General features: G+C 71.7%; 11 protein-coding genes. 2 read left to right on the forward strand and 9 right to left on the reverse strand.

Annotated elements, in window-relative coordinates; all coding sequences use genetic code 11:
- A partial coding sequence (locus tag KVT45_RS53720) for a hypothetical protein (protein WP_217562218.1) occupies positions 1-247 on the forward strand: 247 nt, incomplete at its 5' end.
- 1041 nt (positions 248-1288) lie between these two features.
- Here KVT45_RS53720 and KVT45_RS53725 read toward each other — a convergent pair.
- The 8 genes from KVT45_RS53725 to traA form a co-directional block, all read right to left on the reverse strand.
- Positions 1289-2659 (reverse strand): protein rep, encoded by a 1371-nt coding sequence (locus tag KVT45_RS53725; protein ID WP_217562220.1) that lies wholly within the window; start codon positions 2657-2659, stop codon positions 1289-1291.
- Between the two features lie 675 nt (positions 2660-3334).
- On the reverse strand, positions 3335-3688 hold the full coding sequence (locus KVT45_RS53730) for a hypothetical protein (protein ID WP_217562222.1): 354 nt from the start codon (positions 3686-3688) through the stop codon (positions 3335-3337).
- On the reverse strand, positions 3685-3870 hold the full coding sequence (locus KVT45_RS53735) for a hypothetical protein (RefSeq protein WP_217562224.1): 186 nt from the start codon (positions 3868-3870) through the stop codon (positions 3685-3687). Before KVT45_RS53735 ends, KVT45_RS53730 begins: the two co-directional genes overlap by 4 nt.
- A 3-nt stretch (positions 3871-3873) precedes the next feature.
- On the reverse strand, positions 3874-4320 hold the full coding sequence (locus KVT45_RS53740; protein WP_217562226.1) for a Pycsar system effector family protein: 447 nt from the start codon (positions 4318-4320) through the stop codon (positions 3874-3876).
- On the reverse strand, positions 4317-5402 hold the full coding sequence (locus KVT45_RS53745) for a hypothetical protein (RefSeq protein WP_217562228.1): 1086 nt from the start codon (positions 5400-5402) through the stop codon (positions 4317-4319). Before KVT45_RS53745 ends, KVT45_RS53740 begins: the two co-directional genes overlap by 4 nt.
- Positions 5403-5404: 2 nt before the next feature.
- Positions 5405-5914 carry a hypothetical protein gene (locus tag KVT45_RS53750; RefSeq protein ID WP_217562230.1) on the reverse strand — a complete coding sequence of 170 codons (510 nt, stop codon included), beginning with the start codon at positions 5912-5914 and terminating at the stop codon, positions 5405-5407.
- Positions 5915-6105: 191 nt separating this feature from the next.
- A complete protein-coding gene (gene traB / locus KVT45_RS53755; protein WP_217562232.1) occupies positions 6106-8139 on the reverse strand; it encodes a plasmid transfer protein TraB in 2034 nt (677 codons plus the stop codon).
- A gap of 13 nt (positions 8140-8152) precedes the next feature.
- Complete coding sequence (gene traA, locus KVT45_RS53760; protein WP_217562234.1) at positions 8153-8713, reverse strand: plasmid transfer protein TraA; 561 nt, start codon at positions 8711-8713, stop codon at positions 8153-8155.
- Between the two features lie 173 nt (positions 8714-8886).
- Here traA and KVT45_RS53765 point away from each other — a divergent pair, with 173 nt between their 5' ends.
- The gene (locus tag KVT45_RS53765) at positions 8887-9627 is read left to right on the forward strand and encodes a GntR family transcriptional regulator (protein ID WP_217562236.1); all 741 of its coding nucleotides are present in this window, start codon (positions 8887-8889) and stop codon (positions 9625-9627) included.
- A 365-nt stretch (positions 9628-9992) separates the two neighbouring features.
- Here the strand turns inward: KVT45_RS53765 and KVT45_RS53770 are convergent, their stop codons facing one another.
- Positions 9993-10457, reverse strand: a complete 465-nt coding sequence (locus tag KVT45_RS53770) for a hypothetical protein (protein ID WP_217562238.1) — start codon at positions 10455-10457, stop codon at positions 9993-9995.
- Positions 10458-10954 lie beyond the last annotated feature (497 nt).

The raw sequence follows: 10954 nt of genomic DNA on the forward strand, positions 1-10954 counted from the left end.
CGACACGTCACGCCCGCGGTTCGGCAGGCCGCGCCGAGGCGCCGGCGCCTCGCCGACGGGTCACTGCCAGGCCGAGGAGCCCGGCCGCCGTCGCCGCGTACGTCCTCGGCGGCTGCGGTACGTCTGCGAGATGACGTACGCCGACGACCACCAGGAGCACGAGCAGCTGCGCGGCGACCCGAGTTGCAAGAGGTGTCACGCCGTCCTCGCCCGGGCCGTCGACCGCTCGACAGCCGCACACCTCTAGCACTTTTGCCATCCGGTCCGCCGGACAGTGCTCGAACGGATCGCCCACACCTATGCATCACGGCCCAGCGGCCCGTCGTCATCGTCATCATCACGAGCCGTCGCACCGTCTCCAGCCGCCTCTCAAGGTGCGCGTACGTGTGCGCGCCTACGCGTGTGCGCGACTGCGCGGCTGCGCGTTGGCACACCTCTTGCATTCACGAACGCGCAAGCCCGGCGGCCCGCTTCGCGGACCACGCTGCGCGTCAAAGCTCTTGCATTCACAAAGTCACAAGGAGGCAGTCGGAGCCGAGGTCATTCGTAATGCATGAGGTGTGATCGGAACGATCATCGCGAAGCGAGCGGCGAAGCCGTCAGCAGGAGCGTGATCAAAATCAGCACACCTCTTGCACTCCGGTCGTAGCTCGCGTGTGCGAGGGCGGCAGACTCGCGTCATGAGTACAGCGCGACGTCGACTCGGCATCGGTCCGAGCACCACCAGGAGCACGCCGACCGACGACCCAAGCCCGCGGCTGTTGGCCGCCGAACGCGTTGAGCCGGGTGCACTCCTGGGGGAAGTCGAGCGGCGGGACGTCGCCGACCGGAAAGGCCGGCGGAACCTCGGGCCGGGCGTCACCCCGGACACCGCAGCAGCAGCAAGTTAGTGCTCAATGTGACATTGAGCGGTCGGCCGGGGACGGCCGGACCATGGCCAGCGCCTGCCGGAGGCCCACCCCGACCGCCCTCGGTCGGGGACGGCGAAGAGTGTCTTCGCCGATAGCTTGCTCCGCTCGCGGAAGCTCCCCTTCGGTACCAACTTGCTCGGCTGGCCGTGCTCCTGGCGGTGGCCGGCGGACCGGTCCCCGGGGCCTCTCCCGCGCGGGGAGTGGGGCAGTAACCGGGGGCAGCAAGGTAGTGCTCACTGATATCAGTAAGCCGGTCCGCCGACGCCCGGGCACGGTCCGGCGGCGACGTCCCGGAGGACGTGGGGGCGCAGTAACCGGGGACAGCGAGTTATTGCTTACTGGGCCCAGTTTCGCCGGAGCCGCCATCCCGGCCGGGGTCACTCCTGGGGAGTTCCGACGCGGCGGGCGAGGTGCCGACGGGCGCGCTCCTCGAGGACGGCGGGGTCGGTGTCGTCGTCCTGGTCGTCGTTCTCGCGTCGGCGTCGAGCAGATGCTTCCTCGCGCCGGAGGGCGAGGGATTCGAGCATCGCGGCGTACGCCTCGGCGACCTCGCCGGAGGTGAGCACCACGACCGCGTCGGCGACGTCGGCGAGCGCCAGGACCTCGCGCACGCGCTCGCCCATGGCGGCAGGGTCGGTGTTGCCGTCGGTGCCCTCGGCGGCCTCCACGGTGGCGAGGTCCAGAGCGCGGCGGGAAACCGCGGCCCACCCTTCGTCAGTGACGGCGACTCCGGCCCGGAGCTCGCCGCCGTCGGCGTCGGCCGCCAGGAGCAGGTCGAGGTCGTCGTCCTCGGTGTCGCCGCCCTCGATGCCGAGGATCTGTCTGAGGTAGCGGGTCCACTCGATCGCGCGGCGGCCCTTGGTGGCCCGCTCGTACTCGTGCCAGCGGCCGAGGTTCCACTCCAGCGAGCCCTGGCCCGCCGCGTCATCCTCCGGGACACCGCCGGTCAGGTCGCCGATCCTGCCGAGCAGTTCGAACGGCGCTACGTTCCCGCCGGCCGCCGTCTTGAGGTCGGCGCGGGCGAGTTCGAGCGCGGGCGCCTTGCCGTCCTGGGTCTTGGCGATGTACTCGGCGAGGTCGTTCGCGTCGCGCTCGGTCTCCAGCCGCTTGAAGTCGACGCCGTGCTCCTGGTCGGGCGTGAACGCCGGGTTGACCTTGCGCAGGGCGCCGGTCCACACCGACCGCCACTGGTCCTGCCACTCCTTGAGTCCGTTCTCGGTCGGCTCGAAGACACCGACGACGCGCTTGTCAGCCCGCTCGCCCTCGGTCCGGCCGCCGACGAACACGATCGCGTGGATGTGCGGGTGCCAGCCGTTGACCTGGCCTACGGTCACCTCGGTCGCCCGGATCATGCCGACGTAGCCGATCCGGTCCCGGAGGCCCTCGCGGTCACGGTGCCGGGCGCCGTCCGAGGACCGCCTCCCGGCCCACGTGCCGCCGGAGATAAGCCGTTGATAGGCGCCGGGCCGCCGGGGGACGTCCGGCGTCTTGCGGGTGCCCTGGAGCGCGTCCATCAGGTCGGCGAGCCGGTCGGTGTGGCCGTGCCGGGCGGTGAAGGTGACCAGGTAGGCGGTCCCGCCGCGTCGGACCCACTCGACTACGGCGGTGGTGATTTCCTCGGCCCGCTTGTGGCGGATGGTCGCGGCGCACACGGGGCAGAGCCAGATCCGCCCGCAGCGCATGAGGCCGAGGACGACCGAGGTCCCGGCGGCGGTCTGGGCGACGATCACGCCGGAGGCGGGATCCATGAGGGCGCGTCCGCAGCCCTTGCACGCCCCGTCCCCGGTGATCCGCCACAGCGTCCGGCGCCGGGCGTAGCGCTCTCGCTTGCGGGCGCGGGCTGCATCGCTCCGCTTCGCGTCGCTTCCTTCCGAGAGGCTGTCGCCTCTCGGGCTCTCCCCATCCACACCGTCCGGCGTTTCCGCAGGTCGGAGGGGTGCGGGAAACTCTGTTGTTTCTTTCCCAAGGGCGTCCGGATTTGCCTCACCAGCACCGTTGGCCGCTTCCCCGCCATTGGTGATCTTGGCAATGATCCGCTTCGCGGCCTTGCGGCACGCCTCGGAGCAGTAGATCTTGGGCCGTTTGCCCGGGGTCCGGATGATCCGGTTGCCGCATCCAGGCCGGTTGCAGCAGTGGCTGCCGTCCCGCCCGGCGGCACGCGGGGCGGTGGGTGTTGCAGACGCCGAAGCGTCCCGTACGCTGGGCACAGACGAGTCCCTTGGTTGTGGAAGACCGGGTGTGACGTCAGAAGCGGTCCGGGATTAGGCCCCCGGGCCGTTTCGCTTTGCTGGGGTTGATCCTGCCACTTTGTGTGGCGGACGTTCCCCCCGCCGCGCCTGACGGCCGTGGGGCTGGTGGGGTTTGACGAGCCGTAGAAAGCCCCGCCGGTCGAATTGACCGGCGGGGCTCGGTCGTTCAGTCGGTCAGGACTCGCGTCGCCACTCCCAGGGCTCGCCCGCCTCGGCGGCCCGGTCGGCTGCGTCGGCCAGGGCACGGGCGTGCGCGGCGGCCGGCGCCTTCGTCCAGCGGTGGCGTGCGATCTTCATCAGCAACTCGGCGACCGCGACCGCCTTGTCCGGCGGGATCGCCCCGCCCTCGCCCGGGTCCTTGAGCAGGTCGACCAGCGGGCGGCGGGCGGTCGCCGACAGGCAGCCCTCGGCGTAACCGGCGATGCTGGCCAAGACCTTGAGCGGGTGGCGGTCCTCGCCGAAGAAGTCGGCGCCGTGGGAGACGACCATGTGCGGCTCGGCGTCGGTGATGGCGGGCTTGCGGGTCATCGCTGGACTCCGATCACGACGAGGTAGGCGTCCTGGGTGGGCGAGTAGTGCACGTGGGCGGCGGACTGGCCCGCCTGGCGGGCCTCCTCGGCACGGTGGGTGGCCTTGAGGGAGCCGCGGGTGTCTCCGGCCGGGTAGCGGTCCAGGACCCGCAGGACGTGGTTGCAGTGGTCGCAGGCCATGGCTCACCGCTCCAGGAGGGTGACGAGGGTCAGGACCAGGAGGGCGCCACCCATGCAGGTCAGGTCGACGGCGCGGCGCAGGCAGACGAACTTGGCGACGGCGATCTGCGAGAGGGCGACGACCTCGGCGGCCAGGTCCCGCTCCTCGGCGAGGGCGAGCAGCTGCTGCGGGGTGAGGGTGGCCCACAGCGGGAAGCCGCCGCCACCACCGAGGTTGGGACGGACGGCCCGCAGGAGCAGACCGGCCGCGACGGCCAGGAGCAGGAGGCCGAACCCGCCGGTGACGTAGGCGGGGACGTCCAACGGCAGGTCCTGGGCGACGGTGAAGGCGCCGGCCATCACCGCGCCGACGAACGCGAGCAGCAGGCTCGCCTTCGAGTTGGTGACGCCGATCTCCGACTTCGCCTCGGCGTACAGGGCGGACAGCGCCGACTGGGTGGGCGTGCTCATGCCGCGACCTCCTCGATCTCCTTGAAGCGGGCGGCGACCCAGCCCGTGGACCAACCGGTGAGCGCGGCGACCTCGCGCTGTGAGCGGCCGTCGCGGATGCCGTCGGCGACGGCCTGGCGGGCCTGCTCGATGCTCATCTTCTGAACGGGCTCGGCGTCTTGAGCGGTCTCGTGAGCGGGGGTGCTCACGACCGCGCTCATGGCCGGGCGGGGGGTGCTCACGGCGGGGCTCACGCGCTCGGCGTCGGTTGCCCGGGCCTCCACGGCCTTTCGCTCGCGTTCGGCGGTCTTGGCTGCCTCCTTGGCCTTCCGGGCGGCATCCTGTTCCCGGCGCTCACGGTCGGCGCGGTCCTGGTCTTCGCGGTGCTGGCGGTCGATCCGCTCCTGCTCCTCACGGCGGCGGCTGTCGGCACGGTCCTCGCGGGCCCGCTCCAAGTCCGCCTCGTGCTCACGCTCCTGGCGGGCCAGGGAGGCCGCGTGCTCACGCTCGCGCTCACGTTCGGCCGCGCCCTCCTGGCGGCGCTCGCGCTCGGCGGCCTCCTGCCGCTCACGCTCCAGCCTCAGGGCCTCCTGCTCACGCTCGCGGTCGGCCCGTACGCGGTCCTCGCGCTCACGGCGCTCACGGAGGCGGGCCTCCTGCTCATCCCGGCGCTCAGCCTCGATCCGGGCGGCAGCGGCAGCGATCTCCCGGCGCCACTTGAGCGACGCCTCGGCGACCACAATGAGCACCACGGGCGCGGCCATGTGCACGCCGACGCCGACCGCGTCGCCCTTGAGCGCCGAGAAGCCGGTGTTGAGCAACACGCTGGTGCCACCGGTCAGCACCCGCAGGACGACCGGCCAGCCGCTCGTGGACCCGCCGAGGCGGGCGACGATGGCGTCGACCCGGATAGAGATGACCACGGCGACGTCGACCACCAGGGGCAGGATCGGCGCCGACCACTCCCAGCCGGGCGGGGTGGACCGTTCGACCAGCGGCGTGACGGTGAAGACCGAGAACAGGATGACGCCGAAGACGATGATCCAGCTCAGCCGGAGGATCTTCTCGGCGGCCTCAACCTGCTGCTGAGTGTTGAGCTGCATGGTCACTTCCTCCCGGCCTTGGAGCTGGTGAGGAAGCCGGACGCGGTGGCCTTGATCTCCGTGCGCTGGATGACCTGGCCCTGGTAGACGTGCGTGGTCGACCCGGCCTTGACCTTGGCGATCACGGAACCGATGGCCGTGACCACGAAGCCGAGTCCGGCGACCGGACCGGTGACCGTGAGCGCGCCCATCAGGGTCGCGGACGACAGCCCCTGGAAGAACAACCAGGCTCCGCAGCCGAGTCCGAGGGTGCCGGCGCCAACTCCGATGCTGGCGACGGCGACGCCGACGGCCCACTGCGGGGCGATCCGGGAGTCGGGCTGGGGGACGGCGGGGGTGGTGCCGATCGCGGGGACCGGCGAGTACGAGTAGCCGGGCTCGCGGTACGAGGTCGGGACCGGCTGGGGCTCCGGCTGAGGCTGGTACGCCTCCTTGATCAGCCGGGCGGCCTCCTCGGCGGCCTCGGCAGCGGTGAGCGGGCGGGGTACGTGATACTGCGGATCGGTGGTCACGGGGTTCCTCCGTGGCTGTCCAGGCGGGCCGCCCGGTTGCATCGGGCGGCCCTCCGTCTGCTGTGCGGCGGGGTGTGCGGTGGAGCTGTGCGGGCGGTGTGCGGGCCGGTGTGCGGCCCTATTCACACGCCGCGTGACGTGGGAACTCGCGCTGTGCGGGCTGTCCGGCTGTGCGGGGCTGTGCGGGTCGGTCAGACCCCGGCGAGCTGGGGGAGTAGGCGGTACACGCCGTCCTCGCCCGTGGCGGCCAGGCGGCCCTCCTCGGCGAGGCGCTTCATCTGCTTGGAGACCCAGGAGCGGTCCCGGCCGATCTGCTCCAGGAACGGGGTGATCTGGCGGACGGCGACGGTGCCCGGGCCGACCGAGGCGAGCGTGGCGATGATGTCGTCCAGGAGCTCCCGGGCCTCCTCCGGGCCGGGCTTGGCCTCGGGGAGGGCGGCGGTGCCCTCGGCGGCGGGGAGCTCGGCGGTGGGGTCGAGGTCGGCGTCCTCGGCGTCGACGTAGCGGGCGATCTCCATCACGGACTCCTGCTGCTCGGTCGACTGCGCGGGCTGGACGGTGGACTGGACGGCCGGGGCGCCCTCGATCCCGGCCCGGGCACGGCGGTTGGTGAACAGGTCGCCCGCCACGCGCTCGGCGGCGGCCGCCGTCACCGGACCCAGCTCGGGCCGGACGGACGCGAACTGCTCCACCACGTAGCGGGCCATCCGCTCGTACGTGCCCTCGGCCGGCGGGCCGGTCCAGAACGTCCGCGCGGGGTTGGCGTAGAGGTCCTCGTCCACCCCGGCGGACACCAGGTACACGTAGCCCTTGCGCTTGTTCGCCCAGGCCGCCGGGTTGGCGCCCGCGTCCAGGACCTCCTCGGGGAGCGCGAAGGAGGCGTCGTCGCCCTTCACGCCGAAGCACATCGCGGCGGGCAGGCTCGCGCGGGTGTCGGTCGACAGCTGGTAGCCGGACGCGCGCTGCATGCTGACGACGAGGGAGACGCCGGCGGAACGGGCCTCCTGCGCGATGCCGGTGAACACGTCGTCGCCGAGCTCGCGCAGCAGCTTGGCGGCCTCCTCGAACCAGGCGAGCAGGTACGGCATCCCGTCGCACCCGCAGGCCCCGGCCTTGGCGCAGGAGTGCGCGGGGTCGGTCTGCACCTCGGCGACCGCGGGCTCCCAGGCGCGGTAGCTGTGGTCGCGCAGCCAGCTGGTGCGCGCGGGGATGACCGCCTGGACGGCCGCGACCATCGCCGAGGCGGACGGGGTGTCGAGCGCTGCCCAGTCGAACGCGGGCAGCAGCGGCTGGAAGTCCTGGCCGCTCTTGGCCGCGTCGGCGAGCCAGACCGCGACGTCCTTGCGGCTGAAGATCTCCAGGAGGATGTCCAGCGCGCCCTCGGTCTTGCCCGAGCCGGTCATCCCCATGACCAGGAGGTGGATGGCGTCCAGGAGCGGCAGGACCAGGTCGCTGCCGTCGTCGTAGACGCCGATCCGCAGCGGGATTTCGACGCTCTGGCCGGGCGCGAACGGCCCGGGCCAGATGGTCGGGGTCTTCAGCTTGTCCTCGGGCACGATCACGAACTGCCCTCGCCTCGCGCTTTCCGGGTCGGCCTGGTGACGGATCGCGGTGACCGGCACGTCCAGCGCCGACGCGATCCTCGGGATGGCCTTGGAGACGTCGTCGGTGGTCAGCTCACCGGCAGGCAGCTCGTACGGGACGGTGACCCGGTTCGGCTCCACCGTGACGTTCTTCAGCTTGGTGCGGGCCAGGCCGACCTTTTCGAGCAGGCCCTTGTCGGAGTCGGAGGCGGAGGTCTCCGGCGTCGACGTCCGCATGATCTGGCGGATGTTCCAGGTCAGAGCGAGGGTCGCGCCGCCCATCGCGTACAGGTCGGGCAGCGGGCCGGTCATCGGACCGGACAGCGCGGCGGCGGTCACCCAGGTCGACCCGGCCGCCACGGTGATCGCCGAGTGCAGGCGACGCTGGGAGCTGGCGTCCCGGCCCGCCCACCAGGTCGCGGCCGTCAGGCCGACCGAGGCGAGGGTCAGACCAACCCCACCCCAAGGCGAGTCGGACCACATCGTGTTGGCGCCGGCGCCCGCGACACCGACCGCGCCGGTCAGGATCCACGGCGGGGTGTACGGCTTGGCCCGGTGCCACAGCCAGGCGCCCATCCCGGAGGCGCTGCTCCCGGAGTTGAGGCGGTCTTCCTGCTGCTGCGCGGCTTCCTTGCTGGTCATGGCGTACCGCCTCTCAGAACTGGAACGGGTTGACGGAGGGGGCCTGGCGCTGCGGGCGCGGACGCATCAGATCGGCGTACTCGCGCTGGAACGCGCCGTACGCGGCCACCGCGTTCTTCGCGGCCGCCGTCGCGCCGTCACCGGCCTTCTTGAGCTTCCGGGCGACCTTCCGGGCCCGGAGTTTGGTCTGCACGGCGTTGTCGCCCGGGAGCGGCTGAGCCTGCCCCAGGCGGGCCTCCAAAATCTTCGCGGCGATGGCCAGCTCGATGGACGCCTGGAGCATCAGCGCGCGGACGTGGTTGCAGTAGGTACGAACGTCGTCCGTGCTGGCGAACTGCGGTTCCCCCAACACGAAGTGGCTGGCGTTCTGCCCACTACCGCCGGAGCCAGAGCTGCCGGAGCCCCCGTTCCGGTTGGCCTGGACGTTGACGTTCAGACCGAACGACGGGGCGAAGCCCGTGAAGTTCTTCGTGCCCTTGGCACCCGTGGCCGCGTCGACAAACGGGTTCCGTGCCTGCTGCTGCTGTCGGTACTGCCGGTTGGCGGCCCTGTTGGCCGATCCGTTGTCCGCCACTTGTCCTCCTGTGAGCGCCCGAAGGTACGAATCAATCGGCCAGGAGGTACTTAACGTACCTTGCCGACGTCCCGAAGGTACATCAAGCACTGATCGGGTGCAAGGATGTACCTTGGGGGGGTCATTGATGTACCTTCGGGGGTGTACCGCGCTCCGACAAACAGGGAGAAGCCATGGCATACAAGGCGCCGGAGGGGAAGGGGTATGCGGATGTGGCCGCCCACTTCCGCACGCTGATCAAGAACGGGGAACTTGCCCCAGGCGACGCACTCCCGTCAGTCGCTGAGATCCGCGACCAGTTCGGTGTGGCGGCCAAGACCGTGAGCCGCGCCTTGGCCGTGCTCAAGAGCGAGGGCCTGGTCACCTCTCGCGGGGCGCTGGGGACCATCGTTGAGAAGTCCCCCATCGTCATCACCGGCGCGGACCGGCTGAAGCGGATGGAGACGAACGGGCGGCGCTACGCGCCAGGTGAGACCTCATCCGGTCACCAGGTGATCTGGCGGTCGGTCTACGACACCGAGGTGTGCACGGCCCTCGATCTGGAGCCAGGCGACGAGGCCGTGATCCGCATCCGCGTCTTCCGTCAGGACGACAAGCCCACGTCCGTCGGTGTCTCCGTCTATCCGCCCCACACGATCGCGGCCGTCCCTGAGCTGGCCGACGACGTGCGCATGGTGAAGCAGTTCGACAAGCTCTACACCGAGCGGACCGGCCGCCAGGTCGTGAAGGGCCAGCGTCTGGCCCAGGCCCGACAGGCATCCCAGGATGAGCTCAACGCTCTGGAGATCGACGCCCCTCCGCACTCCGCTGTGGCCGTCCTCGTCACCGCCGTGACCTTCCACGACGACGACCAGGCACTGGGCTACTGGGAAGACGTCTACGCTCCGGGCGCGAGGGTCCCCATCCCTGAATGACCCCGCCTCGCCCCCAAGGCCGCCCCTACGCCCCTGCCGAGCCACGGCGGGGGCTTTCTGTTGCCCCGGGCCCGCCCGGCTGTCCAGCGCGCGTACAGACAGCGGGGGCTCTGCCCCCACACCCCCGGCCACCGCTCCCAGAGGGGCAGCCTGTTTTTCGGGTGCGGGTTGTGGGTGGTCGGCGGGTCGCGGGGGTTCCCTCCGGTCGGACGACCCTCCGCACCATGCCGCACGGCCGCCGCGGGCGCGACGAAAAGCGTGTCGCACCCACGACACCCGCACGGCCCACCGTGAGTGCCGCCCGACCGGAGGGAACCCCCGCTCTGGCCCCGCCTCATGGGCGCGGGCGCGGAAGGCCGGCGGGACTACTCGCCGTCGGCGTCCTCCGGGAGCTCCGGGAGGACGGGGCCGCCGATGCCGATGCCGAACCGGAAGCCGGGCAGCGGGAGCGCCGCCTGGTCGCCCGGAGGGGCCGAGGTCTGCCTCCGGCGGCGGGGCTCCGGCGGGGTGGGCGACGGCCGTACCGGCGGCGGGGACGGCGCGGCCGGTTGCGGCGGAACCGGGGCCCGACCTGCGGGAATCGTTTCGTCAACTGACGGAACAGGGTCCTGTCGGGTTCCGTCAGTTGACGAATTGGCGCGCGCGTCGGCCAGGCCGCGTGAGTACCCGGCGATCCTGATCCCGGCCTCACGGCGGGCGCGGTACGCGTACTCGCGGTGGGTGCGCGAGCAGTAGTCCTTCGGCCGGCCGACGGCGGACTGTTGGATCGGGCCGCCGCACCAGGCGCACAGCGGTTCGCCGTCGGGGTCTCTGGGGTTGGTGGTGCTCATGCAGGCGACCGTACCGAGAGTGAGACCCAGTGGGTCTCACCGGGCCGTGGTCGGGCCTGTGGTCGGGGGTGCAACAACTCACGCGACATCTGTTGCGCCAACTGTTGCGACAACTCTTGCGCGACCCGGATTCCGGCGCGGCCCGTTCCCGCAGGTAGGCCCGCGTGGTCGGGGGCTTCCACTTTCGCTGACATCCCCTCTACGACCCCCACGCCCGCCGACGACTAGGAGAAGGAGGTGGGTTGGGGCGGGAGCGCGGCGGGCGGGCGAGGGAATCGGGCGCGGGTCGTCGCCTGTTCCGCCCGGCTCGCGCCGTGCGGGTCGGCTGGTGGGGCCCGGCCGACGGCCCGGAGCCGGGGGTGCGAATCGACGTGTCCGGCGCGTCAGTCGGCGTCCGGCGTGTCCGCCGACCTGTCCGGCCGACACGTCACGCCCGCGGTTCGGCAGGCCGCGCCGAGGCGCCGGCGCCTCGCCGACGGGTCACTGCCAGGCCGAGG

This window comes from Streptomyces sp. GbtcB6 (genome assembly GCF_019091475.1).
Lineage (GTDB): Bacteria > Actinomycetota > Actinomycetes > Streptomycetales > Streptomycetaceae > Streptomyces > Streptomyces hyaluromycini.

Excerpts from the sequence above, each read along its gene's own strand:
- KVT45_RS53725 (WP_217562220.1), bottom strand. The coding sequence starts at position 2,659 with ATGGATCCCGCCTCCGGCGTGATCGTCGCCCAGACCGCCGCCGGGACC.
- KVT45_RS53730 (WP_217562222.1), bottom strand. The coding sequence starts at position 3,688 with ATGACCCGCAAGCCCGCCATCACCGACGCCGAGCCGCACATGGTCGTC.
- KVT45_RS53735 (WP_217562224.1), bottom strand. The coding sequence starts at position 3,870 with ATGGCCTGCGACCACTGCAACCACGTCCTGCGGGTCCTGGACCGCTAC.
- KVT45_RS53740 (WP_217562226.1), bottom strand. The coding sequence starts at position 4,320 with ATGAGCACGCCCACCCAGTCGGCGCTGTCCGCCCTGTACGCCGAGGCG.
- KVT45_RS53745 (WP_217562228.1), bottom strand. The coding sequence starts at position 5,402 with ATGCAGCTCAACACTCAGCAGCAGGTTGAGGCCGCCGAGAAGATCCTC.
- traB (WP_217562232.1), bottom strand. The coding sequence starts at position 8,139 with ATGACCAGCAAGGAAGCCGCGCAGCAGCAGGAAGACCGCCTCAACTCC.
- KVT45_RS53765 (WP_217562236.1), top strand. The coding sequence starts at position 8,887 with ATGGCATACAAGGCGCCGGAGGGGAAGGGGTATGCGGATGTGGCCGCC.
- KVT45_RS53770 (WP_217562238.1), bottom strand. The coding sequence starts at position 10,457 with ATGAGCACCACCAACCCCAGAGACCCCGACGGCGAACCGCTGTGCGCC.